Here is a 25,533-nt window from a genome sequence, read left to right as displayed (position 1 = left end):
GCTCAAGCAACTTCTCAGCGATTGATACAGGAGTATTAGTTTCCACAATTGAGAGTGCCTGTTTCTGAGGATCAAGAGGAGGCGCCACAGAGCTGGTTCTTCAGCGGAGCCGTTATCGGCCCGCGCCCCCGGCACATCCACAGCACTAACTTACTTACTAATTAAACTGGTATCCCCAGATTAGTTACGGTATGCTGTTCGGCACAGGGAGGAAACATGCTCGACAACCTGTTTACGCCTGCCCATCTTATCGTATTTTTCGTACCTCTCTGCCTTATGTTGGCAGTTTACTGTCTGCCGACGATCGTTGCCGTGTATCGCCACCATCACAATCGCATGCCGATAATATTGGTCAACCTTCTCCTGGGATGGAGTGCGATTGGTTGGATAGTGGCCCTCATCTGGTCGCTGACTTCGCCCGTTCCGTCGCAGATTGTAATAGTGCAGCAGCCACAGCAGACTCCCCCAGCCCTATAAGCGACCGCTGGGAGCGGTCACAGGCTCCGAACCCTGGCCCGCCTTCGCTTCATCCTCACCGAGACACACTTCGGCGATAGATCGGCCATCAGGCCCTCATTGAAGGCAAGGCGCGTCTGAGGGTTGAACCGTTTGGGCAGCCCCGTTAGGAAGCACTTCGCAGACGCTCCCCACGCCGGAGGATTCGCCGCTTCGGTCGAAGCAGCTCTTAGGAATTGGAATTGCTCGATTGAGAAGGACAAGTCAGAGACTGTGAATTGGTCGGGGAGAGAGGATTCGAACCTCCGACCCCCTGGTCCCGAACCAGGTGCTCTACCAGGCTGAGCCACTCCCCGAACTTGTTGATAGGAACTCGCGAGCAGGGTGCCTGGTTGGTCCCTGCGCTCTCCGCGAGCTATTCTTGAGTGTAACAGAAAGCAGCCGTTTTGCCCGTGGTCGAGGTCAGCCGCCCAAGAGAGCCGGCAGCCAGCGCCCCACAGTGGCCGATCAGTGATGATTAGAAGCAGGAATGACCGGAGCCTGCTCTTTCCAGATAACAGATGAACCCGATCTCCCAAGCCGACCTGCGTTCCATCCATGTGCTCGATGGAGGCATGGCCACCGAGCTCGAGCGCCACGGCTGTGACCTCTCCGGCCCGTTGTGGTCGGCCCACATCCTCGATTCCTCGCCCGGCCTTATCGAGCGTGTTCATCTCGATTACCTCCGCGCCGGCGCCGACTGCATCTCGACGGCCAGCTATCAGGTCTCAAATCTCGGATACGCCGAATTCAACCGCACGGAGGCCGACGCCGCGCACGCCCTTCGCCAGTCCGTGGAGATCGCCATCGCTGCCCGCGACGAATACTGCAGGGAATCCACCCGTCCCACCTTCATCGCCGCATCTCTCGGCCCGTATGGAGCAGCCCTCCACAACGGAGCGGAGTTTCACGGCCGCTACACCATCTCCTTCGATGACCTCGTCCGCTTCCACGCCGAGCGTCTCGCCGTTGTCGCGGAGACGGAAGCCGACCTGGTCGCCCTCGAGACCGTCCCCTCGGTCGAAGAGGCCCGAGCCATCGCTCAGGCGCTGCAACTATTTCCCCCCGTCGCCGCGTGGGTCTCCTTCACCTGCAAGGACGAACGCAGCGTCGCTCACGGCGAGCCGCTGGCGGAATGCGCCGCGCTGCTCGAAAGCTCCGCACAAGTCGTGGCCATCGCCGTCAACTGCACGCAGCCAAAGTTTATCTCGTCATTGATCGGAGAAATCCAGTCCGCGAGCAGCAAGCCGGTCTTCGTCTATCCCAACTCCGGCGAACTGTGGAACACGGACAACCGCTCCTGGTACGGCTCCGCGGATATCGCCGGCTACGCCAGCCTCGCAACCGATTGGTACGCGGCAAGAGCCCAAGCCGTCGGCGGATGCTGTCGCACCACCCCCGCCCACATCCGCGCCGTGCGGCAAACCTGCGAGGAACGGCGGGCAGCTGCATCCAGATAGACGAGCCTCCTCCGTTTCCCTAGACTGCCCGCCGGCCGCAAGACAAATCGCAGTCTCAAAGATTTGGATTTGGGTGAAAATAAAATAAATCATGAGTGTTTACTCACTCATCTTGCATGTGAAAGGAAATTTTATGAACTGGACCGCCCAAAATATCCCTCAGCAAAACGGAAAGCTTGCCATCGTTACCGGAGCCACTGGAGGCATCGGCTACGAAACCGCGCTCGCCCTGGCCATGGCCGGCGCCGAAGTCATCGTTGCCGCACGCAACCCGCAAAAGGGCCGCGATGCCCTGGCTCGCATCGCCGGACACCGGCCCGCAGGAAAAGTCCGCTTCGAAGAGATCGATCTTGCCAGCCTCGCGTCTGTCTCGGCCTTCGCGGAGCGCATCCTCGCCGAAAACCGCCCGCTGGACCTGCTCATCAACAACGCTGGCGTGATGGCTCCGCCCACCCGCAAAACCACAGCGGATGGATTCGAATTGCAATTCGGCACCAACCATCTCGCGCATTTTGCGCTCACCGCAAAGCTGTTGCCCGCGCTGCGCCGCGCGTCCAGGCCTCGTGTCACGAACGTCTCCAGCCTCGCCCATCGCGCCGGCGCTAAGATCCTCTTCGACAATCTTCAAGCCGAGCATGGATACAAGCCGTGGCCTTTCTACCAGCAATCGAAGCTCGCCAACATGCTCTTCACCTTCGAGATGCAGCGGCGCAGCGATGCCGCCGGCTGGGGGCTCCTCGTCGATGCCGCGCATCCCGGCTTCGCCCGCACCGACCTCATCGCCAATGGTCCCGGAGCCAACTCGCTGCAGGCCAAAGGCAGCCGCATTCTCTCCCGCTTCCTCAGCCACGATTCCCTCGGCGGCGCTTTGCCAACCCTTTATGCCGCGGCCTCACCAGACGCCAGTCCCAATGGTTACTACGGACCCAACGGCTTTTATGAGATGAAGGGACCCGTAGCCCCGGCCTATATCGCGCCTCGGGCAAAGGATGCAGCCTCTGCAAAAAGGCTCTGGGAGATCTCGGAAAAACTCACCGGCGTGCGCTGGGGTTAAAACCCCGCAGCCGTGCGACAATAGTGTTTCAAAGCCATGAAATCAGATACTGCCGCGGCCCCTCAACCGGTCGCTGTCACTCCCGAGCTTCTGGCTCAGCACAGCATCACGGCCGAGGAGTACTCTCGCATCCTCGGCGCGCTTGGCCGCACCCCCAGCCTTACCGAACTTGGTATTTACAGCGTCATGTGGAGCGAGCACTGCTCCTACAAATCCTCGCGCGTTCACCTGAAGCGGCTGCCCACCAAGAGCGACCGCGTGGTCCAGGGACCGGGCGAGAACGCCGGCATCATTGACGTCGGCGACGGCTGGGCCTGCGCCTTCAAGATCGAGTCCCACAATCACCCCTCCTATATCGAGCCCTTTCAGGGAGCGGCCACCGGAGTCGGCGGCATCCTGCGCGACATCTTCACCATGAATGCACGGCCGCTCGCGGTGATGGACTCGCTCCGCTTCGGCCCGATTGAAAAAAGCTTGTCATCCCGACCGGAGCGAAGCGAAGCGGAGGGACCCGCAGTTTCAAACGGTCTCAGCGATGAAATCATCCGCAAAAACCATTCGATCCTCGAAGGCGTAGTCCACGGCATCGCCGCCTACGGCAATTGCTTCGGAGTACCCAACCTCGGCGGCGAGACCCGCTTCGAGCCCTGCTACTCCGGCAATCCGCTGGTCAATGCCTTCGCCCTCGGCCTCGTCCGCCGCGATGAGATCTTCTACGCCAAGGCCTCCGGCATCGGCAATCCCGTAATTTACGTTGGAGCCAAAACCGGCCGCGACGGCATCCATGGAGCAACCATGGCTTCCGAAGAGTTCAAAGAAGGCTCCGAACAGAAGCGGCCCAACGTCCAGGTCGGCGATCCCTTCATGGAGAAGCTGCTCCTCGAAGCCTGTCTCGAAGTGATGAAGCCCGGCACCGGCAAAACCAGTCCGATCGTGGGCATTCAAGACATGGGCGCAGCCGGCCTCACCTCTTCAGGCTGCGAAATGGGAGCGCGTGGCGGCGTCGGCCTTGAGCTGAATCTCGATCACGTTCCGCAGCGCGAAACCAAAATGACCGCCTACGAGATGATGCTCTCGGAATCTCAGGAGCGCATGCTCCTCGTCGCCGAAAAGGGTCGTGAGCAGGAGGTCTTCGACATCTTCCTCAAGTGGGGACTCGACGCTAAGATCGTCGGCACCGTCATCGCCGAGCCCCGTCTCCGCGTTCTGCACAAGGGAGTGGTCGAAGCCGATATCCCCAACCAGTCCCTCACCGACGACGCGCCGCGCTACAACCGTCCGATAGGCACCTGGAAAGCTCCCGTCCCGCTCGATCCCCCGGCAGAAGTTCTCGAAGAGCTGAAGAAGCCCCGCGATTACACCGCCGACCTCAAGAAGCTGCTCGCATCGAGCAACATCTGCGACAAGCGCTGGGTCTTCGAGCAATACGACAGCATGGTTCAAACCAACACCGTCCAAGGCCCAGGCGCAGAAGCCGGAGTCATGCGCATCAAGGGCACCAATCGTGGCCTGGCCATGGCACTCGCCGGCAACGGACGCTGGTGTTATCTCGATCCCAAGCTGGGCGCTATGCATGCCGTAGCGGAAGCTGCTCGCAAGGTTGCCTGCACTGGAGCTACACCCGTAGCCGCCACCAACTGCCTTAACTTCGGCAATCCAGAGAAGCCGGAGATCATGGCGCAGCTATCGGAAGCCATCGACGGCATAGCTGAAGCCGCGGCAGCATTGGGAACACCCATAACCGGCGGCAACGTTTCTCTATATAACGAGACCAGGGGCGAAGGCATTTATCCCACACCTGTTCTGGGGATTGTGGGTATCCTCGACGACGTGACGAAAGCTGTCCCAGCAAGCTTCCAGCGCGCTGGCGACGCGATCATTTTGCTCTCAGGTGTTACTACTCTCGTTCCAGAGGGAAATCTCAGGGGCTTTGGTTCGTCCGAATTCGCGAAGACTTTGTTGGGCTGCCAATGGGGCGCACCGCCCGAGCTTGACGTCGAGGATGACGAAGCAATTCTTCAATATTTCCTGATTAAGATGAGTAAGGAAGGCTTACTCCACTCCGCATCGGATGTATCAGATGGCGGAATCGCCGTTGCAATTGCGCGCGCCACCCAGCCCCTCGGCATCGGAGCGAACGTTGACCTGAGCGATATCGATACTACTCACGTCCGTTCTCCGCTCTCCGCTCCTAAAACGCCAGCAGCCCTGGTCTTATTCGCGGAATATAGTTCGCAAGCAGTGATAACCTGCGATCCCTCAGACGCAGACCGAATCTGCAAAGAATTTGGTTTGATGGCCGTAAAGATTGGCACGACGGGCGGCGATGCGCTCACGATAAAGTACGGACAAGCAGCGATCTCCGGCCCCTTAGGTTCGATTCTAGAACCCTGGTCCCAATCCCTCGAACAAACCCTCCACGACCACACCGCGAACGAGGTGCTCGCATGAACCACCTCATGATCGAGGGCATCGAGGGAGAAAAAGATCGGGTGCCCCATCCTTCCGCGCCGCCGTTGCGCGAAAGGGTGGGAGACCACAGCGCTGCAACTTCAACTGAGGACGACGATCCCAAACTAAGAGAAGAATGCGGAGTCGTCGCCGTCCACGGACACCCGGACGCCGCTCGCCAGGTCTACCTCGGCCTCTACGCACTGCAGCATCGCGGACAGGAATCTGCCGGCATCGCCACCGCCGACGGCAAGAATCTCTCCAACATCAAGGGCATGGGCCTGGTCGCCGACATCTTCACCGACGACGTGCTCAACAAGCTGCACGGCGATATGGCCATCGGCCACACCCGCTATTCGACAACAGGGGATTCAGCGCTGCTCAATGCGCAGCCCATTCGCGTCGAATCCACCAAGGGCCTCATCGCCATCGCCCATAACGGCAACCTCGTGAACCTCGGCAACGTGCGCTCGCGCCTCGAACGCGACGGCGCTTTCTTCCAGACCACCAGCGACTCCGAGATCATCGTCCAGCTCATCGCCCACTCGCGCGCTGGAACCCTGGTCGACGCCATCGCCGACTCGCTCTCGCAGGTCGATGGAGCGTTCTCGATCGTCATGATGACCCGCGACCGTGTCTTCGCCGCCCGCGATCCACGCGGCTTCCGCCCGCTCTCCATGGGCGTCATCGAGAATCCCGGCGGCCAAGATACCGTGGTCTTCGCGTCCGAGACTTGCGCCTTCGATCTGCTCCGCGCCAAGTTCGTCCGCGACGTCGAGCCCGGCGAGCTGGTCATGGTCACGCAGGACGGCGTCACCAGCCGCCGCTTCTCCTCTGGAGTCGAACAAAGCAGCTGCATCTTCGAGCACGTCTACTTCGCTCGCCCCGACAGCAAGATCTACAACCGCTGGGTGCAGGAGAGCCGCGAGGAGATGGGCCGCCAGCTCGCCCGCGAATCCGGCGTGCCTGCGGATCTAGTCGTGCCCGTCCCCGACTCCGGCGTGACCGCCGCCATCGGATACGCTGCTGAGTCCGGCATCCCGTTTCGCTTCGGCCTCATCCGCAACCACTACGTGGGCCGCACCTTCATCGAGCCCGAACAGCGCGTGCGCGACTTCGGCGTGAAGCTCAAGCTCAACCCGGTCCGCAATCTGCTCGAAGGCAAGCGCATCATCCTCATCGACGACAGCATCATTCGCGGAACAACGAGCCGCAAGATCGTAAGAATGGTGAGAGCCGCGGGCGCGAAGGAAGTCCACTTGCGGATAAGTTGTCCGCCCACGGTCTCGCCCTGCTACTACGGCGTAGACACCCCGCGTAAGTCCGAGCTGATTGCAGCCAATAACTCGATAGCCGAGATAAGAAACTACATCGAAGCCGACTCGCTCGCCTATCTCTCGCTCGACGGACTAAAGCAAGCCTGCGACGGCGAAGAACACAACAAATTCTGCGTAGCCTGCTACACCGGCGAATATCCCACGCAGTGGGTGGACGTAGAAGACATCCTGCCCGCAGCCGCAGCCCGCTAGCCTTCCTAAGCCGTCTCTACCGAAGGATTGTCGGCCTCTCGAAAGAAACCGGGTGCCCCACATCTCGCTTCTTAGATGTGGAATTCCACAATCGCCGTTACAACCACGGAACAATTGCCGAAGGCACAATTGCCTGGACGGCCAGTCCTGCCCCAAATCTCGATTTTGAGATGTGGGATTCCACATCATCCAGCGCTGAGTTTACTTGGCGCGCTGCGAAAGCAGGTTGATCGTTCCCGTGCCAACTGTCTGGCAGCCGTTAAGCTGAATGGGATAGTTCGCTGACTTCAGCACCACGCATCCATCGACGTTGATAGCGTACTGCGTCTTACTTCCCTGATTGCTGCAAGTGCCGGAGGGGAGCGTTACATACCCCGCCGTGCCCGGGCCGCCGATCCACATCACATTCGTATTGGAGTCGATGTCCAGCGTGGCAGGCGTTGCGATCGCTGTGCCTGTAGCCGGCGGCGTGCACGCAACCTGGACGCTCTCAGGAATTGGCGACAACTGCGCCTTGACCGCGCTCGTCGTCATTGCCGGATTCGTAGCCTTGGTAATACCGCCGGGACCGCCCGGCGACTTACCCGGGCTTATGCCGGGATCGAAGCAGAGTCCGGCAGTCGAACAGTCGTAGGGAAAGATTCCACCATCGGCCAGGATCGTGCACTTCGATGTGGGACTCGCTTCGTTGCAAAGATTATCCAAGCCTGCATAGGAAGCGACATTTACGGTAACTGGATTTCCCAATGTATCGACCCAGTTAAGAACGTCGCCTACCGAGGGCGCGAGGTCTACTTTGGTGTTGCCTTCAACCACAAATTTGATGTGGTTCGGCCCCGATAAAGGAGTCTGTCCTGTAACCGGCGAGGCATGTTGTTTCCCATACCAGATTCCGATCGCGATACCTACAAAGAGCGCCAGCAAAACCAGTAGCAACGATTTCATTGCTTACAATCCTCAATCGATTTCAAACGTGTGAATTGACTGCCGGCTCGCTCTTCAAGTGGGGCCTTGAACGTGCGTCTTCGCTGCGGCCGATTTATAACGTGGGTCCAATCTAACATCTTTCAAGTCGAGAGCAAGTTCTATTTCCAGGGGATCGAGCCCGCGGGCCATACACGCCAGAACAAGTTGTAACGATTCTTCCTTCTTGCCTAACAACGCCAGCGCCTGTGCCTTGGTGAACTGCGATTCTACGTCCGCTGCGCCCCGCGTATCTGCCTGCTTCAGGTCATCCCAGGCATTCGCTGCATTGCCCAGCTTCGCGTTGTAGAAAGCCAGCGTCATCCAGTCGATACCGTCGCTGGGATTTACTCTCACTTTCTCGTTCATAATGCGCGCCGCATTGCCGTAGCAGTCCAACATCTCTTTGGGATTGCCCAGCATGGAGTAGGTGTCGCCCAGGTTGCGCCACGCCAGATCGCTCGCGGGATTTACTTCCTTTGCCTTGCTGTAATTAAACAGAGCAGTCTTGAAGTCTTTTGAGGAAAAGGCGATGTCTCCAAGGCCCAGGTACGCGATCTCATTCGGGTGCCGGCTCAGGCTCTTTCGGAATGACTCCATGGCATCCTGGTTTCTGCCTAGCTCTACATACATGGTTCCTAAGTTGGCCAGAGGCATGGCCACCTGGGGAGCAACTATCGAGGCATCCTCGAACGCTTGTGCGGCCTCCTTATAACGCGCCTGGCGAAAGAGCGCCCATCCAAGGTCATTGTGTGCCGGCCAATAGTTGGGCCGGCTCTTGAGTATCTGCCGGTAAACCTCCTCGGCATCCTTCCAGCGGTTGAGATACTCATATGCCTGCGCCTTGTGAAAGCGAGTATCCGGATTTTCAGGATCGGCCTTGAGCGCCTGAGTTAAATAATTAAGGGCCTCATCGGTCTTACCGGAGTACAGCAGCGAGAGACCTTTACTTAGCAGCCCCTTTGCCGATTGCGGATTGTACTTCAGCGCCAGGTCCGCATTACTCTCCGCAAGATGCAAAGAGGCCGGCTCATGACGCAGGAGATATTGCCGCGTATACGCCAGCGAGAGTTGCGCATAGCCCAATGCGAAGCGGGGCATGTCGGTCAATATCTGTTGATATTTCCGGATCCCTGCATCCAGCGCGGTATCGTTAGGCTGATCCACCATCTGCCGGGCCTCGGTGTAGGCTCGGAAAACAGCCGCGGGCACTCGCTGCAACTCATCGGGATCGGCGAGGGAAACATCTTTGGGTAGTTCGAGCATGGCCGCGGCTAAATTCGCCGCCTTGTCCGCCAGTCCACCGATTGCATTGGAAAGAACACTCACGTGATCCTTACGCAGTACGTTGCTCGTCTCCGCATCCAGAATCTCCAGAGTAAGAGTAATCAGGAGCCTGGTGCGAATGAGAGACCCGGCCAGCGCCAAATTCGCCCCCAGCGATGTGACCAGGCTGGCCGGCGAAACATTGTAGTTCGGAGCTGTATTGAAGTCAGGCGAGGAGATAATCAGCAGATCCGTCGCATAAGCTTCCGCGCGAGAGAGCCGATTGCCGATCGAGTCCAGCAGATTCGCCACCATCGATCGATCTGCCTCCGCCGTCTGCGGCCACGCGAGCAGAGCTACAAAGCGCTTCTTCGGCAGCGGCGGCAGCGCATGCGATTTGTTGTAGACCTCGAAGGCGATTCCGCCGCAAACTGCCGCAGCTGCTCCGGAAGTTAAGACCAGCATCCCGCGGCGCGAGAGCAGCAAACGCTCTCCCAAACGCGTAGCCGCATTCCCATCGAGCAAGGCCAGCGCATCATCGATCGATGAAAATCGCTCCGATGGTTCAGGCTCCAGGCATCCCTCCACCACTCGCGTCCACGCCGCGGATGGTGGCCGTTCCGTTGCAGCAAAGACCTTTTCAGCCACTACGCCAAAGGCGTAAATATCGCTGCAGATGCTGGCTGACTGTCCGCGAAACAATTCGGGAGCAAGGTAGCCCGGCGTGCCGGCAATCATCAGCGCATTCAGGATGCTCGTCTCACCTGAAAAGGATCGCGCCAGCCCGAAATCCGTGATCCACACCTGAACATCGATGCCGGAGCCATCGATCATGATGTTGTTGGGCTTGATATCGCGATGAATGATGCCTGCCGCGTGCGCTGCCGACAGTCCTGCGGCAACCTTCCGGAGGATAATTTCAGCCTCAGCCAGCGATAGCTTTGCGGGCTGTTCGAGACGAGCCGCCAGCGTGTCTCCCGGCAGCAATCTCATGGTAAGGAAGAGAAGCGATTGCCCACTGCTCTCGCTGCGCGCGATGTCGTAAATCGGACAAAGGTTTGGATGGGTCACGCTGCGCGCGAGCAGCACCTCGTGCTCCAGGCTGCGCTGTGCGTCGGCATCCGCCGCAATCCGCGGAAGCAGCGTCTTCAAAGCCACGCGCACCCCTTGCAGATGCCGGTCTTCGACCTCGTAGACCTCGCCCATCCCTCCGCGCCCGATCATCCGTATGACCGCGAACCGTCCAACCAGCACTTCGCCGAGACGCAAGGTTGTAGCGGGAAAAATTCCTTCAGCGCGTCGAGTCGGGCCATGGGGCGCTGCGCTGGTTATGTCGACTGCAACCGGCCACTCCGGAAACGAGACATCGCCGCCTGAAGCTGCTCTGACTTCAGCGTCACTCGCATTCGATCTGGCCTGCTCGTCCATCGCCTGTCGCTTTCAATCAGGAACACAAATCCGAATCGCTGCCGTTACGCCGGTGCATTTCACCTGCTGCTGTTCGTTGAGCGGGGGCCTCCACGATTGCCGTCGCCGCAGGGACTATCCAGCGTTACAAAGATTCTAGAGGGGCAATATCGATATAGAGCTACGAAATAGAATTTGGAAAAGAAAAAGGGCGCTCCAGGCAGAGCGCCCCTCTCGATAATGCCGCGAGAACTAAGAGCCGGCAGCGAAACCCACGCCTACCAGCACCAGAATCAGCCACCATCCCACCACCGCCGCCGCAGCCTTGCCGCGTGAAACCTTGGCCACGATGGCGATGCCGATCACATTCAGAACGACCGCCCAGATTTCAAAGAGATCGATATGCGTGCACAGCGCCATGAGCCACTTCGGAGCATCCGTGCTGAGGTAGTAGCCGATGTTGGTCCCCACCGGGTTCTGCAGCAAGAACGAATCCGGAGCCAGTCCCGCGAAGATGGCCACGATCGCCAGGATGTACTTGATGTTCATCACCAGCGAGCCGTACATGCTCACGGCAAAGACCTGGCCGTACTTCGAGGCGCCGCCGAAGCCGAAGTTCACCGTCACCCACACCAGCAGCGCGTTGATTGCCGTAACAAACAAAATCACGATGGTGTAGCCGTACGTGATTCCGCCGGTGAATTTGGCCGCAATGGTCTTGGCGTTGGCTGCCTGCTCCGGCTGCATCTGGTCGAACTTCGCCTCCTGCTTCGGCGTCTGGTGCAGGATGTTTTCGTACACCTTGTCCCAGCCGATCTTCTGCTGGACGGCAAAAGAGAAGCACACACTCACCAGGATCATCACCACCAGCGGACCCCAGAAAGCAGAGCTGCGCAGGATATCGGTGAAAGTCCTGGACGGGGCGGTAAAGGTGTCAATGACACGCTGCGGCTCGGAAAGTCCTGTAATCGAAGACTGGGGAACGGGTATCGCATCAGCCATAAAACCTCCGGAGAAAGAGCGCGGGGAACGCGTAAATAGTTTGGCCGGATTGTAACTCGGCCGCCGGGGTGCATTGGTAAAAATCCGCCTTAAGCCAGCCGCACGTTTGTCGACTGCACCGATTCCATCAGGTCCTTCACCAGCTCCCACACGTGAACGCATATCGCAATGCCGAAGCCGGCCATCGTTCCCAGAATTCCCCAATGCAGGATCTGGTTGATGATCGTCGTGTATTGCGCGCCGCCGGCAGTAAGCCCAATGGCGTACTCGTGGGCCTGCAGCAGCCGATAGCCAATCCAGATGCAGAATGCCGAGCTGAGTATCCGGAAGACCGGCCGGAACCAGCGCAGATCGGGACGAAGCAGCGTGATCACATTTTCCGTTATGCCCGCCATCGCCAGGACCAGCAGCGGAATATAGACCTCCGACCATATGGGAGCCGGCTTTACGATCAGTGACGCCGGGCCGACCAGCAGGAATGGATAGCTGGGAACGGCCAGCAGCCAGACCAGGCCAATCACGCCGAAGACCAGCTCAGTTGCAAGATTGAGCCGCTTCGCTGGCTTGGAGACGCGAACCCGCGCCAGCTTCCCTGGGTCCCAATCCTCGCTCCCGATCGAGGCAGCGGCATAGCGATCGATAGCCGCGAAGATCAGCGTCACAATGCCGAACTGGATGAAAAATATCGACCACGCCGCTCCCACCGAGCGCAGAACCGCTGCGATCGGATGAGGGGCTGCGGCATGGTTGAAGACTGTCGAGAGGATGGTCGCGATCACATTGATCAGCAGCGTCACCAGCACCACAATCTTCAGCACCATCAGATAGATCGGATAAAGCACCGGGCCGATCAGGCTCTGCTGCGGCAAAAAGCTGGCCGCCACCCGCATGGGCTGGCCGCGCTGTTTGAGGATCGCCTTGATGTCCGCGTCTTCCAGACCGCGTCCCAGCTCCTCCTCGCGATCCTCCATCTGCTGGCGCAGGTCCTCGGCAAGCTCGGCGAGAATATCGTCTTTCTGCCGGCGCGGGAGCCAGAAACCAACCGCCTGCAGATATCGGTTCAGTAAATTGTCCTGATTCAAGTTCATGGTTATTCCCTCTCCTGAAGTGCGGGGATCTGAAATGTGGGTGTTGGTTCGCTTCCCTGCTGGCCTGCTGACTCGCTGACCGGCCCGCGGTCGGCCGCTCCCTCACCGGCTGCGCCCGCAACCGGGCTCACCTTCGTGATTCGGTCCAGCGCCGCGTTCATCGCCGCGTGCTCGTTCAGCAGCTGGTAAAGCACGACCTCGCCTTGGGCGGAAAGCCGGTAGAAGCGCTTGTTGCGCTTTTCCTCCTCGCGCCAGTGGCTCACCAGCAGCCCCTGCGCCTCCAGCCGCCTCAACAGCGGATAGAGCGTGTTCTCGTCGATGGCCAGCCCGGAATCGGCCAGGGCCTTGCGCAGAATGTAGCCGTAATGTTCCGTCCGAAGCTGGGCCAGGACAGCCAAAGTCAGGCTGCCGCGCCGCAGTTCCAGCCGAAGGTTCTCAAATAATTCGTTTTCCATGTTCTTCGCGTCACACACTGTGTAACAAACAGTGTGTGACGCAAGTATGTATCTACTCCTCATCTCTGTCAACCAGAATTTCGCACTTTTTTGCCTGCATCCGATATCGTCAGCCATCCACCCACGCCCACCGGGCATAAAGGCATCTCACCAGGGGTTGTAGGTGTGGCAGGAATCGGAGGAGTCAGGATGAAGAGCGAAAAATTGGGCGGGAGACGTGCCGCGGTCATGGCGGCAGCCCTGGCGTGTGGATCGTTGTTGCAGGCAGCCCCCCAGGCATCGGAGGCGGATCAAGCCTTCGTCGCGAAGGTCTCGCAGGGTGGCCTTTACGAGGTTGAAGCCGGCAAGGTAGCTGCGATGCGGGCCACCATGCCGGTGGTGAAGAACTTCGGGATCCTAGAATCGCACGATCACACCGGCGTGAACAGCAATCTCAAACGCATCGCGACCATGACCGGAGTGACCATCGCTCCCGGACTCAATGCCGAATTCTCCGAACGCCTGGCCAAGCTGAAGGCCGTCCCGGCCGCTCAATTCGACGACTACTACGTAGGCGACATGAAGCAGATCCACAACAAGGACGAAGGCCTCTTCAAGCAGGAAGCCCAGGAAGGCTCGGAACCATACAAGCAGTTCGCACACCAGACCGCCGTGCTGGTGAACGCGCACCTCGGCTGGCTGAATACCCTGTAACCGGATTCGCAACCGGGTGTCCCATCCGCGTCACAGGCGAAAAAGAAGATGCGTCGGCAAATTGTGGAAGCAGCAATCATCGGCAGGCTCAGCCCTTCCCGCGGACACGGCGGCGCCCGATCACGCCATGACCACTATAACCACTCACTTTGCAGGAAGGAAATCGATGAAATGGATGGATGAAGAACGCATTTCCATCCAGCGCAGCCACCACTCTACAGGCAAAGGAAACTAAACCCTCAACCCTGCACCCTATACCCTACCTTCATAGCGGCTGATAATACCGCCCCGCCGGATCGGCGCAGGCCATGCACAGGGTCTTTCCCTCGCGCTCGACAAAGCGATCGTAGTTGATCCCCTCGCCGCACTCCGCGCAGGCGATCCGCGCCCCTTTGTAGCCGGGAAACTCACCGGCATCCAGCTGAACAGCGACCCATTGCTCGGCAAACAACTCCTCATCGGGAAGCTCGCGATAGGCCTTCATCTGCTGCTGGTTCTTATTCTCGATTTCGGGAAACAGCTCTTTCGCCCGAGCCTTCGACGACTCCAGCGCCGCAATGCGCAGCGCACGCCCGTCGGCCAGATCGATGAACGTCGCCGCCATCTTGCCCCAGTCGCGAAACTTGAGCGCCCGCTTGCCCAGCCGGCAGCCGGTCACCACTCCGATGGCATCCGTCGCGCAACGGTCGATCTCGACAAAGGTCACAAGACGCTTGCGGTCTTTCCCGCGCGGCTCCTCGACCCCCAGCCGCCGGCAGCCAAGCATGGCCATGCGCACACCAAGGATCTGCCCGGCACAAAGATGCCCGTGCGCAATCTCCGCCATCTTCAGCAGCTCATCGAAGGATTCCACTTCTCTATTCTAGAAGCCGCAAAGCCTCACCATGAGATTCGTCATCTCGAGCGAGCCCCGCGAGCCGAGGGACCTGCAGTTTCCATCCCCTTACACGAAACCGGGTGCCCCACATCTCGATTTTGAGATGTGGGATCAAAGCAGGACTGACGCGCAGTAGATTTAGAACCCCGGACCATCCGCATCCCCCGCATCGCCATCCTCCACTAAGACCGCTGACAACCCCACCAGATCGAAGCTCACCGGAGCACCACCCTTAGGCTGAAAGGCGATCCGCAGAGGCTCCCGCTGCCAGGTCGCAGGCTCACACGCCGGCGAGGGATGGTCGGTCGCATTCCACGCACCCAGCTTCCGCGCCAACAGCGGCTTGCGCGCGGCAATCTGCGCCACCATCCCGTAAAGCTGCTTTCCGCCCGGGCTGAGGCCGCAATACGCAGCGTAATCGCGAAACCAAACCACGTCTGACACCGCCGGGTCATAGTCGGCCAGATGGAGTGCAACGATCTTCCCGGTTACGCGGTCGACTAGCAGCCAGGGCCCGCGCTGCCACACCCAATGCTCGGGCTTTTCCTGGGGCAGCGCATCGTTCAAGCGAATCGCACGGCGTACCGCAAAGCTGCGATCCGTCACATCGTGCGCCTCGCCCGTGGTCCACTCCTTCACCTTGCCATCGACGATGAGCGGACGGATGCGCAGCTCCTTTTCGTCTGCCCGAAAACCGGCCGGATCGCCCGCAACTGAATAAGGAACCTTCCGCACCCCGCCCAGGCCGACAGTATGCGCCTTCGCAACCGCGGCTAGACTAACGCCGGCAGTGGCAAAGAGAAGAATCGGAAACAGCAGGAAGAGTCGACGAAAAAGCACGCAGCCAGCATAGAAAGTGCGGCTCGCGACGAACAGGTCACCGAGGTAATGGAGCGGATCTCACCCAACCATTTGTCATCCCGAGCGAGCAGCGCGAGCCGAGGGACCTGCAGTCCGCTGTTCCCTCACCGGGCATCCAGACTGGGCCCCCGAACTCCCGAGGGAACGCCGAATTTCGGAGGGAGTCCCGGCCCCGTGCGATATTCGAACCCGCTATTTCTCCAGCGATTCGACCGCCTGCGCCACCCGGAAGACCGTGCTCTCGGCAAAATGATTGCCGAGAATCTGCAGGCCGATCGGCAGCCCCTCGTGCGAGTTGCCGCAGGGAACCGAGATCCCGCAGATGCCAGCCAGGCTGGCGGTCACCGTATAGATATCGGCCAGGTACATGGCCATGGGATCATCAGCCTTCTCGCCGATCTTGAAGGCCGGGGTCGGCGCGGTGGGCGTCAGAATCGCATCCACATTCTTGAAAGCTGCCAGGAAATCATCGGTCAGCAGCCGTCGAACCTGCTGCGCCTTCTTGTAGTAGGCGTCGTAGTAGCCGGCGCTCAGCACATAGGTCCCCAGCAGGATGCGCCGCTTCACTTCGGCGCCGAATCCGCCTTCGCGCGACAGCCGGTACATCTCCGCCAGCGTCTTCGCCTCTGGAGCCCGATAGCCATAGCGAACGCCATCGAATCGCGCCAGGTTGGAGCTGGCCTCCGCCGTGGCGATCACATAGTACGTCGGAACCGCATAGCGGGTATGCGGCAACGAGATCGGAACAATCTCCGCTCCAGCCGCGCGCAGCCGCTCGATGGTCGACTCGACCGCACTCTGCACCTCGGGATCGAGGCCTTTGCCGAAGTACTCTGACGGCACACCCAGCCTCATACCGGCAACACCCTTATCGATGCCCTCGGTGTAATCCGGAACCGGGCGCAGCGACGAGGTCGCATCGAGCGGATCGTAGCCGGCAATCGTGCCCAGCACCAGAGCCGCATCGTGAACCGAGACTGCAAACGGGCCTACCCTATCTAAAGAGGAAGCAAACGCAATCAACCCATAGCGCGAGACCCGGCCATAAGTGGGTAACACCCCCACCACGCCGCAGAATGAAGCAGGCTGCCGGATCGATCCGCCGGTGTCGGTGCCCAACGTCGCGACCGCCATCCCGGCTGCCACAGCCGCTGCAGAGCCGCCGCTCGAGCCGCCCGGAACGCGGTCGGTATCGTGCGGATTGCGCACCGGCCCGTACGCGGAGTTCTCGTTCGAAGAGCCCATCGCGAACTCGTCGCAGTTGATCTTGCCCAGGATCACCGCGCCGGCATCGATCAATTTCCGAACCGCCGTGGCCGTGTAGGGGGGGCGATACCCCTCTAGGATCTTCGATCCCGCGGTCGCGGGCATGCCTTCGACCGTCAATACATCCTTAATGCCAATCGGGACGCCGGCCAGGGCTCCGCGTGCAGAACCGGCCGCAGCGGCCTCGTCGATCCGCTTCGCCTGGGCGAGTGCGCCTTCCGTATCGACCGAGAGAAACGCATTGATTATGGGGTTCTGGGTTTCGATCGCGCGCAGGCACTCTTCGGTCGAGGCGACTGCAGAGTTTGGGCTCTCGGCGATCCCGCGCATCGCGCCGGGTAGTTCAAGATCGGAAATTCTCTTCGTCATTTCTTTGTCCTGCTGCCAGTTAGCGCTCAATCACCTTGGGTACCTTGAAGAATATCCCGTCAGAATCCGGCGCAGATATCATTACAGAGCTGCGCTCAAGGCAAGAACCGGCTTTATCCTCACGAAGATGCGCTTCCACAACGCCCTCCAGGTCAAGGATTTCGGCCACCTGCGCCATAGGCGCGATCGCGGAAGTATCTAGCTCATTCAACTGCGCAACATAGCCCAGGATTGCGTTCAAGTCGCGCAGCATTCCTGCTTCTTCTTGCGGATTCAACTGCAGATGAGAAAGCTCGGCGATGCGCCTCACATCCTCGACAGCCACGCCATCACCGGAATTGCTCATAATTCTGCCCACATCTTGGATTTTAACGTTCTGCTTGATTTTCGATTATAGAGCGACACTATCCATCGGTTCGGGTTCCTGCATCTATAAACAGATTGGGGGAACCAGTCACCATCAAGAGACAAAAAATATATGCGATAGTTACAAATCGGTGAACGAGCGTCATTAGGATGGAACCAATGAGGACGCTAGCAAGTGACGGTTCTGGCCGATAGTACAAATTCGATGCTGAACAGGGCGTTTCCGAAGCGTCGACCCGATTCAGTGCTCGAATGGTAGCCCGGAAGCTGAAGACGTAAAGATGAATCTCATTGAGTAAAAAATCGCGGGTCTGTTGATATACGCAGAATTAAATCACGAGTCGAAAAGGGATTTCTCCTTCTATTTCGTTAGTTATTAAGGTGGAACAAACGGAAAGAGAAAAAACGCTCGTGACCCCGAAGTTAAGATTCATAAGGCACTTAATTGCAGACTCGCTATCGCATATTCATCGACGCCATGCTTATAATTAGGCTTGTAGCCTCATGTTGACCGGAAAAAAATAGACCTGAATCAATCCCGATAGCGGCTCGGCGTCTGTTGTTCCTGGCTCGGCCGAGCATGACGTTTGAATTCACACTTTAAGATTCGGAATATTTCAAGTGCATGGCTACACCAGAATTCTTCAATACTGAGATTGCTTACAATGAGGGACACGTCCACGCTGGCGACTATACCGGCGTGCCGGAGTCGCAGCTGCGTGCTGTTCCTGCGAACCTTCCCATTGCCTCTTTCAGCTACCGCGCAGTGAAGCCTCTGATCGATCTGGTCATTGTCTTCCTAACTCTGCCACTCGTGCTGCCTCTCGGGTTGCTGATCGCGGCGGCCATCCGGATCACTTCCAAGGGATCGGCACTCTATCGTCATCGGCGCATTGGTCAATTCCAGCAGCCTCTTTATGTCTGGAAATTCCGAACCATGTACAAAGATAGCGATCACCTGCTCGAGCATCATCTCAGCACCAATCCAGATGCGAGACGCGAATGGGCGGATGCGCACAAGTTGAAGGACGACCCGCGGGTCACTCCGATCGGCAAATTCCTGCGCCGCACCAGCCTCGACGAAATCCCGCAAATCATCAATGTGCTCGCCGGCGAAATGAGCGTTGTCGGACCCCGTCCCATCGTCGACAAGGAACGGCCCAAGTACGGAATGTACTTTCAGGTGTTCTCCTACGCGATGCCCGGAATCACCGGCCTCTGGCAGGTATCGGGACGCTGCGATCTGACCTACGAAGAGCGGGTGCTGCTGGATGTGCAGTACGTCAACCGCTGGAGCCTGTGGATGGAACTCAAGATCCTCTTGAAAACCATCTTCGTCATGATGCAACGCGAAGGCGCCTACTGATATCGATTGTCGTGCCTCTGCGCGGCAATTGATGTCCGGCACTCCCCAATCTAAAGAGCATTTAGCTTCGCATCAGGGCACAACTTCTCCCGTGCTGCAAAAAAATCCCTCGCGGGCTTGAGCCTCTGAGGGATATTTTTTTGACCGTCTTGAATTAAATCGATGCACCAGATCCAAACCTACGCAATGCCTTTCAGCGTGCGCTCCAGCGCGTCTTCCCAGGACGGAAGCACGACACCGAACTTCAACTGAAGCTTTTCATTGGAGAGAACAGAGTTTGCCGGCCTGCGCGCTGGCGTCGGGTACTCCGCGCTCGCGATGCCGGTAACCGATGCCCACTTCCCGCCGTCTTCTTTACGGGCCCGTTGGAAAATGGCTTCTGCAAATCCGCACCAGCTGGTTTGGCCGGCACAGGTCATGTGATAAACGCCCGAACGATCTGCACTCTCGGCCGCATCCGAAGTCACCCGATCGATCACTTGCCGGGTTGCGGATGCTATCGCAAAAGTAGAGGTAGGCGACCCGATCTGATCGCTCACGATCTTCAATTGATCGCGCTCTGCGCCCAATCGCAGCATGGTGCGCAGAAAATTATGACCGTGCGCGCTGAACACCCAGCTGGTGCGGAAGATGAGATATCTCCCGCCAGCTTCAGCAATGCTGCGTTCGCCGGCAAGCTTGCTCGCCCCGTAAACATTCAGAGGACCAGTCTCATCCTCTTCCACCCACGCGCCGCTCTTCGAGCCGTCGAAGACGTAATCCGTCGAGTAGTGGATCAGTAAAGCGGACAGCTTGCGCGCCTCTTCGGCGAGAACACCCGCAGCTTCGCCGTTCACCCTCTGCGCCAGCTCCGGTTCGGATTCCGCGCGGTCCACCGCCGTATACGCCGCGGCATTCAATATAATTTCGGGCTTCGCCTCTGCTACAACTCGCCGCACTTGGCCGAGATCGGCAAGATCGCAGCGGTCACGTCCCAGTGCAGTAATCTCGTCGCGTCCTGCAAAGCTTCGCTGGAGCTCAATCCCCAGCTGTCCGTTCGCACCGAGAATCAGAATTCGCTTGGGCGATCTGCCTGCATCCGCTGTCACGCGAAGACCTCGGCCTCATCCAGAGTGCGGCCTTGCTGATCCTTTTCGGAAACAACAGCGTCCCGCTCGGAGACCGGCCATTGGATGCCGACCTTCGGATCGTTCCACAGCAACGTGCGCTCACCTGCAGGGGAATAGTAGTCGGTCACTTTATATGCGAAGCCGGCCTTCTCAGTAAGAACCGCAAACCCATGACCGAAGCCGGGAGGAATCCACAGCATCGCGCCGTTCGACTCCGACAACTCCACCGCAACATGCGCTCCGAAGGTAGGAGAGCTGCGCCGCAAGTCGACCGCAACGTCCAGCACCGCGCCGTACACCGCGCGCACCAGCTTGCCCTGCGGCTGCGTGACCTGATAGTGAAGTCCCCGCACGACGTTCTTAGTCGAGATCGAAAAATTATCCTGAGGCCACACCGCCGGCAGTCCGGCCTCTTTCATTACGCGTTCGTTGTACGTCTCGCAAAATGCTCCGCGCGAATCGCTGAACACTCTCGGCGTGAAGATAAGAACCCCTGGGATGGCTGTTTCTGTAACTTTCATGGACCTAAATCACTTCCGGAGAAAGGCGCGCATCGCCGAGGATGGTAAGCAAGTATTGGCCATACCCGCTTTTGCGAATGGGTCCGGCTAAGTTCTCAAGCTCTGTTCTCGAGATATAGCCGTAGCGATAGGCAATCTCTTCGGGACAGGCGATCTTAAGCCCCTGCCTCTTCTCGATAGTTTGAATGAACATTCCAGCCTCGAAGAGAGAATCGTGCGTGCCGGTATCGAGCCATGCCATGCCGCGGCTCATCACCTCCACGGTGAGCGAGCCCGCAGTCAGGTAGTGCCGGTTGACGTCGGTGATCTCGAGTTCGCCACGAGGCGATGGCTTCAACGCCGATGCGATGGATACGACTTGATTGTCGTAAAAGTACAGACCGGTGACCGCGAATCGCGACTTCGGTGCGGACGGTTTTTCTTCAAGACTCACCGCACGTCCGGACTCATCGAATTCAACAACGCCATATCGCTCGGGATCATGCACCTGGTACGCGAAGACGGTTGCGCCCTCGGTCTTGGTCGCCGCCTTCTTCAACTGCGCCGACAACGACTGGCCGTAGAAGATGTTGTCGCCCAAAACCAGCGCGCATTCATCATCGCCGATAAAGTCTTTCCCGATAAGGAAGGCCTGAGCCAGTCCATCCGGGCTTGCCTGGACGGCATAGCGAAGATCGATTCCCCAACGGCTGCCGTCGCCCAACAACTCCGCGAAACGCCCGGTGTCCTGCGGCGTCGAGATAATCAGGATCTCGCGAATCCCCGCCAGCATCAGCGTGCTCAGCGGGTAGTAAATCATCGGCTTGTCGTAGACCGGAAGAAGCTGCTTCGATACGACATGCGTGACAGGATAAAGCCGAGTGCCGGAACCGCCGGCCAGAATGATTCCCTTCATAGCGAGAGACGCTCCGCGTAATTCAATTCGATCCACTGTTGATAAGCACCGGAGCGGACATCATTCACCCAGTCCATGTTCTGCAGAAACCACTCCACGGTCTTCCGGATGCCGCCTTCGAATTGCTGCTGCGGTTGCCAGCTCAGTTCGCTGGCAATCTTGCGCGCATCGATCGCATAGCGGCGATCATGGCCCGGGCGATCCTGAACGTAGGAGATCAGATTGCGACGGCTTCCCAGTGCTTTATTCGGCTGCAGCTCATCGAGAATGTCGCAGATCGCATGGACCACTTCGATGTTGGTGCGTTCGCTCGAACCACCGATGTTGTAGGTCTCGCCCAGCCGTCCTTTTTCGAGCACCGCGCGAATCGCCGAGCAATGGTCCTCCACGTAAAGCCAATCCCGGACATTCAGCCCATCGCCATAGACCGGGAGAGCTTTGCCTTCCAGCGCATTGAGAATCATGAGCGGAATCAGCTTCTCGGGAAACTGATAAGGACCGTAGTTGTTTGAACAGTTCGTAGTCAGAACCGGCAGACCGTAAGTATGAAAATAAGCGCGGACAAAATGATCGGACGCGGCTTTCGACGCCGCGTAAGGGCTATTCGGCGCATAGGCGGTAGTCTCGCTGAACGCCGGATCTTCCGGCTTCAGCGTGCCGTAGACTTCGTCGGTGGATACGTGCAGGAAGCGGAATTTGCTCTTCTCGTCGGCGTCCAGCGTTTCCCAATAGGTCTTTGCTGCTTGAAGCAGCGAGAATGTCCCGACCACGTTCGTCTGCACAAACGCATCGGGACCGGTGATGGATCGATCGACGTGGCTCTCCGCCGCGAAGTGGACGATCGCGCGCGGCTTGTGCGTCCGGAAAAGCGAGGTCACCAGAGCTGTATCCCGGATGTCTCCCTTGACCAGCGAGTGCCTCGAATCGCGATCGAGCGATAACAGATTCTTCCGGTTGCCGGCGTAGGTCAAAGCATCAAGATTGACGACTTCAGACGAAGTATTCGCAATCCAGCTCAGAACAAAGTTGGAGCCGATGAATCCAGCGCCGCCGGTCACTATGATTATGTCGTTCATCCCCACTCCCCGCTCTTCGCCGCCCGCTGCAATCCGTACGCCTCTACAGTCTCACACCTTAGTTAGAACCTGTATGGCACTAAAGTATTCCCGCCCCCACTCGATTATTGGAGAATACTGATTGCCGCTGCACCGAATGCCAGCGACGAGAAGAGCTGCGAGAACTCCAGGAAGCCGCGCAGTGAGGATGCACCGAACGTCTTTTCGGGCATCACGATCGTGTCTCCCGGATTGAGGCGAACGGAATCGAAGGTGTTTCCCCAGACACCGCTGGCCGCCTGCCGGCTCAGGACCGAGCCATCGGCGCGAATCACGAAGACGCGCTTGCGATCCGCATTCCGATCAGGTCCGCCCGCCAGGTGGAGATAATCCTCCACGCGCCGGCCGTTGTGAAAGATGAATGAGTTCTGGTCATAGACAGACCCGACCACGTTGACGCTCGCAGGCACCGAGGGAACGATGAACCGGTCGCCATCTTCGAGCGGAAGATCCGGAAGGCTGTCGATCCCGGCGCTATCCGGCTTCACCTCCAGAACCATTCGGCCGGTCGCCTTGATCTGCTGTAGCTTGCTGATCAGCTCCCGCTCGCTAGCCAAGGCGGAATTCGCCGCGGCAAGATCCTGGGCCGAGGATACGGCGGACGAAGACTGCGCCAGCGTGCCCCGCACAATCTGCAACTGCAGAGATTGGACGTATTCGTCGATCCTCTGCTGCTGAGCCATACGCGTCCTCTCGCGGGTGAACTGCGAGCCGTAGAGATAGGCATCGCCGGTCATCCCGCCAGCGCGCTCCACCAGCTGCCGCAAGGTTTCTCCAGGCTGCACGCTGTAAGTGCCGGAATGGAGGAACTCGCCTTCCAGGCGGACAAACTTTGTCTGCTGTCCGATCGGCACATGAATATCTGCCTGCGAGAAAACGCTGATGACATCCCCGGCCTGCAGTTCGATGTTCTGACCTGCATCGTGCTGCATTACGAGCTTGCCGAGGTCGAAAGTAATCAACGATGTCTTGAGTGTCTCCGGGTCGAGCCGCTCGATGACCGCGTAGTCCCAATCGATTTCCGGAGCAGACAACTGCACCGTCGTGCGCGGGCCTCGTGCGGCCGCAGTATTTTGGGTGACCAGACCGCTGTCGCGATCGGCCAGCGTCCCACTCCCGGCCTGTTGATTCGCGTTCGGCGAGTAGGTCCCCTGCTGCTGCTGTTGCTGCTGCGAGCTTTGGTCCGGGAAATATCCCCCCGGCTGCTGCACTCCTTGATTGTCGAAAGGGAACTGCGGATTCTGCTGAGACGATTGGCTCAGGTCGTTCGGATTGCCGCCGTAGCCGTTGTTATTGTTGTTATTGGCAGACGTTGGATTGCTGCTGTACGCGGGATAGCAGGGAACCAGATTGTTATATCCATTGACCGTCCCATTTTGCGATCCATTTGTAGGACCGTTCGCGTTGCTATCGATCGTTCCGTTTATCGTCGTCGCCAGGCAGCGCCGCGGGAATGATTGCGCGCGGAAGCGCAGGTCCACCGGGTTCGTCGGCTGGCTCTGCGCGGCCAGGTACGGAACCGGTTCGAAATCAGGCGCGGGAAGTCCAAGCTGCGTGCGACGCCACCAATAGTCGCGCGTAAGCAGCGATTCGCGATCCGGAATCAGGTCGGCGACATGCATGCCCGCGTGCCAGGCAAAACGGCCGGGATTGGCGGTGTTTCCCCGCAGCGTAACCGTCTTCTGATACATCGGCACGATGGAGAGCACGCGAATAATATCGCCGCCGCGAAGCGCAGTCGCCAGGCCGGTCGCATCGAAAGCGACCTCCATGGCCGTACGGTCCTGATGGTCTTGAATGCGTTCAATCGAGATGCGTGATTCCGCGGCGACAGTGGAAGCGCCGCCGGCTGCGGTCAGGATCTGCTGCATGCTCGTGTCATCACGCAATTCGTAGATGCCCGGCTTCCGCACGCTGCCCGTCAAAGCGATCTCGGGACCCGCCGCGGGAATGAAGAGGATATCTCCCGACTCCAGCTTCGTGTCCTTCGATTTATCGCCGCTTACCAGCAGGTCATAGAGATCGAAATCAACAACCGTCTTCCCGCCGCGCTTCAGATAAATGTGACGCAGCGAACCTTGCACAGAAGGGCCGCCGCTCGCGAAGAGCGTATCGACCAGAGTGCTGAGAGAGCTGACGGTATAGGTGCCGGGACGATGCGCCTGCCCGACCACATAAACCTGAATGGCTCGAATCTGGCCGATATCCGCGGTCAGATCGAAATTGCGATAGACCCTGCTCACCGCCTCGCGGACGTGCTGATCGAGAGCCTGAAAGGGAAGTCCGGCCACATGCACCGGTCCGACCTGCGGGATGTAAATCTCGCCGGCCCGGTCCACGCGAACGTCTGCGGTAAAGTTCACCTGGCCCCAAAGCCTGAGCCGCAACAGGTCTCCCGGTCCGATCACGTAGTCGGGAGGTATTGGCGTCTGGTCCATCGGCGCGAAGGTCGAAGGGGCATTCTGGAACAGGTCGGCGCCGAAGATGGGCAGCACCTGCCCTGTGGTTCCAGCCACAAACTTCTGGAACTCCGTCAGAGGCTCCGGAGGCAGCTTCTGCAGGATCGTCTCCCGCGCGCCATTCTGTCCCGAAATGTTCCCGGCATCGTTGTAATTCTGCGGCCTCGCCCCCTGTATCTGCTGCGATCCGGAGCCCGGTATATTCGCGGCGCCTGCCTGACCGAAATTCTGTATCTGAGATCCGGAACTCGGACTCTGACTGCCGTCAGTGCAGGTCGAGGAGTTCGCCAGCAGCGGATCGGTGCAGTCCACCTGCGGTGAAGTTGTGCCGGTTGAAAACGGATCGGAAGAAGAGGAAGTCTGCGCGAAAGCCCCATGCGCAAGCAGGGGTAGGAGAACGCCAAAGGCCAGAACCAGTTGCCTACGCATAAATAGGGGAAGCCGGGGCGTCATAGCTGCAAAGCTG

General features: G+C 58.9%; 21 protein-coding genes and 1 tRNA gene. 7 read left to right on the top strand and 15 right to left on the bottom strand.

What is annotated here, in order from left to right:
* Positions 1–216: 216 nt before the first annotated feature.
* Positions 217–477 (top strand): superinfection immunity protein, encoded by a 261-nt coding sequence (locus XX99_RS28520; RefSeq protein WP_082125243.1) that lies wholly within the window; start codon positions 217–219, stop codon positions 475–477.
* A gap of 258 nt (positions 478–735) precedes the next feature.
* Here XX99_RS28520 and XX99_RS04110 read toward each other — a convergent pair.
* A tRNA-Pro gene (locus XX99_RS04110) sits at positions 736–812 on the bottom strand.
* Between the two features lie 204 nt (positions 813–1,016).
* Here XX99_RS04110 and mmuM point away from each other — a divergent pair.
* The 4 genes from mmuM to purF all read left to right on the top strand — a co-directional run bounded on the left by mmuM (position 1,017) and on the right by purF (position 6,989).
* The gene (gene mmuM / locus XX99_RS04105; RefSeq protein WP_050058135.1) at positions 1,017–1,955 is read left to right on the top strand and encodes a homocysteine S-methyltransferase; all 939 of its coding nucleotides are present in this window, start codon (positions 1,017–1,019) and stop codon (positions 1,953–1,955) included.
* 133 nt (positions 1,956–2,088) lie between these two features.
* A complete protein-coding gene (locus tag XX99_RS04100) occupies positions 2,089–3,009 on the top strand; it encodes an SDR family oxidoreductase (protein ID WP_050058402.1) in 921 nt (306 codons plus the stop codon).
* Positions 3,010–3,045: 36 nt separating this feature from the next.
* Entirely contained in the window at positions 3,046–5,460 is a 2,415-nt protein-coding gene (gene purL, locus XX99_RS04095; RefSeq protein WP_050058134.1) for a phosphoribosylformylglycinamidine synthase subunit PurL, read from the top strand.
* Positions 5,457–6,989: an amidophosphoribosyltransferase gene (gene purF / locus XX99_RS04090; RefSeq protein ID WP_082125242.1), complete on the top strand. Its 1,533-nt coding sequence runs from the start codon at positions 5,457–5,459 to the stop codon at positions 6,987–6,989. The genes purL and purF overlap by 4 nt, the downstream gene beginning before the upstream one ends.
* A gap of 201 nt (positions 6,990–7,190) precedes the next feature.
* Here the strand turns inward: purF and XX99_RS04085 are convergent, their stop codons facing one another.
* From XX99_RS04085 to XX99_RS04065, 5 genes are all read right to left on the bottom strand, one after another.
* On the bottom strand, positions 7,191–7,934 hold the full coding sequence (locus XX99_RS04085) for a hypothetical protein (protein WP_050058133.1): 744 nt from the start codon (positions 7,932–7,934) through the stop codon (positions 7,191–7,193).
* 54 nt (positions 7,935–7,988) lie between these two features.
* Entirely contained in the window at positions 7,989–10,646 is a 2,658-nt protein-coding gene (locus XX99_RS04080; protein WP_050058132.1) for a protein kinase domain-containing protein, read from the bottom strand.
* Positions 10,647–10,877: 231 nt separating this feature from the next.
* Positions 10,878–11,627, bottom strand: coding sequence for a YIP1 family protein (locus XX99_RS27610; protein WP_050058131.1), 750 nt, complete (start codon positions 11,625–11,627; stop codon positions 10,878–10,880).
* Between the two features lie 89 nt (positions 11,628–11,716).
* Positions 11,717–12,715, bottom strand: coding sequence for a hypothetical protein (locus XX99_RS27605; RefSeq protein ID WP_050058130.1), 999 nt, complete (start codon positions 12,713–12,715; stop codon positions 11,717–11,719).
* 2 nt (positions 12,716–12,717) lie between these two features.
* Positions 12,718–13,170 (bottom strand): PadR family transcriptional regulator, encoded by a 453-nt coding sequence (locus tag XX99_RS04065; protein WP_082125239.1) that lies wholly within the window; start codon positions 13,168–13,170, stop codon positions 12,718–12,720.
* A gap of 189 nt (positions 13,171–13,359) precedes the next feature.
* On the opposite strand from XX99_RS04065, the gene XX99_RS04060 reads away from it, so the two are divergent.
* Complete coding sequence (locus XX99_RS04060; protein ID WP_231581141.1) at positions 13,360–13,863, top strand: DUF4142 domain-containing protein; 504 nt, start codon at positions 13,360–13,362, stop codon at positions 13,861–13,863.
* A 265-nt stretch (positions 13,864–14,128) separates the two neighbouring features.
* Here XX99_RS04060 and XX99_RS04055 read toward each other — a convergent pair whose 3' ends face one another.
* The 4 genes from XX99_RS04055 to gatC form a co-directional block, all read right to left on the bottom strand.
* Positions 14,129–14,716: an FmdE family protein gene (locus XX99_RS04055; RefSeq protein ID WP_050058129.1), complete on the bottom strand. Its 588-nt coding sequence runs from the start codon at positions 14,714–14,716 to the stop codon at positions 14,129–14,131.
* A gap of 162 nt (positions 14,717–14,878) precedes the next feature.
* Entirely contained in the window at positions 14,879–15,580 is a 702-nt protein-coding gene (locus XX99_RS04050; protein WP_050058128.1) for a hypothetical protein, read from the bottom strand.
* A gap of 213 nt (positions 15,581–15,793) precedes the next feature.
* Complete coding sequence (gatA, locus tag XX99_RS04045) at positions 15,794–17,197, bottom strand: Asp-tRNA(Asn)/Glu-tRNA(Gln) amidotransferase subunit GatA (protein WP_050058399.1); 1,404 nt, start codon at positions 17,195–17,197, stop codon at positions 15,794–15,796.
* Positions 17,198–17,255: 58 nt separating this feature from the next.
* Positions 17,256–17,582, bottom strand: a complete 327-nt coding sequence (gene gatC / locus XX99_RS04040) for an Asp-tRNA(Asn)/Glu-tRNA(Gln) amidotransferase subunit GatC (protein WP_050058127.1) — start codon at positions 17,580–17,582, stop codon at positions 17,256–17,258.
* Positions 17,583–18,227: 645 nt separating this feature from the next.
* Here gatC and XX99_RS04035 point away from each other — a divergent pair.
* Positions 18,228–18,968: a sugar transferase gene (locus XX99_RS04035; RefSeq protein ID WP_050058126.1), complete on the top strand. Its 741-nt coding sequence runs from the start codon at positions 18,228–18,230 to the stop codon at positions 18,966–18,968.
* Positions 18,969–19,147: 179 nt separating this feature from the next.
* Here XX99_RS04035 and rfbD read toward each other — a convergent pair whose 3' ends face one another.
* The 5 genes from rfbD to XX99_RS04010 all read right to left on the bottom strand — a co-directional run bounded on the left by rfbD (position 19,148) and on the right by XX99_RS04010 (position 25,496).
* Positions 19,148–20,056 (bottom strand): dTDP-4-dehydrorhamnose reductase, encoded by a 909-nt coding sequence (gene rfbD, locus XX99_RS04030; protein ID WP_050058125.1) that lies wholly within the window; start codon positions 20,054–20,056, stop codon positions 19,148–19,150.
* On the bottom strand, positions 20,053–20,598 hold the full coding sequence (gene rfbC / locus XX99_RS04025) for a dTDP-4-dehydrorhamnose 3,5-epimerase (protein ID WP_050058124.1): 546 nt from the start codon (positions 20,596–20,598) through the stop codon (positions 20,053–20,055). Before rfbC ends, rfbD begins: the two co-directional genes overlap by 4 nt.
* 4 nt (positions 20,599–20,602) lie before the next feature.
* A complete protein-coding gene (gene rfbA, locus XX99_RS04020; protein WP_050058123.1) occupies positions 20,603–21,493 on the bottom strand; it encodes a glucose-1-phosphate thymidylyltransferase RfbA in 891 nt (296 codons plus the stop codon).
* A complete protein-coding gene (rfbB, locus tag XX99_RS04015) occupies positions 21,490–22,569 on the bottom strand; it encodes a dTDP-glucose 4,6-dehydratase (RefSeq protein ID WP_184085172.1) in 1,080 nt (359 codons plus the stop codon). The genes rfbA and rfbB overlap by 4 nt, the downstream gene beginning before the upstream one ends.
* Positions 22,570–22,673: 104 nt before the next feature.
* On the bottom strand, positions 22,674–25,496 hold the full coding sequence (locus XX99_RS04010) for an SLBB domain-containing protein (protein ID WP_184085175.1): 2,823 nt from the start codon (positions 25,494–25,496) through the stop codon (positions 22,674–22,676).
* Positions 25,497–25,533: the final 37 nt, after the last annotated feature.

It is taken from the genome of Silvibacterium bohemicum (genome assembly GCF_001006305.1).
In the GTDB taxonomy this organism is placed as follows: domain Bacteria; phylum Acidobacteriota; class Terriglobia; order Terriglobales; family Acidobacteriaceae; genus Silvibacterium; species Silvibacterium bohemicum.
Note: the sequence above shows the minus strand (reverse complement) of the source record. Positions and strands in the feature narration are given on the sequence as shown.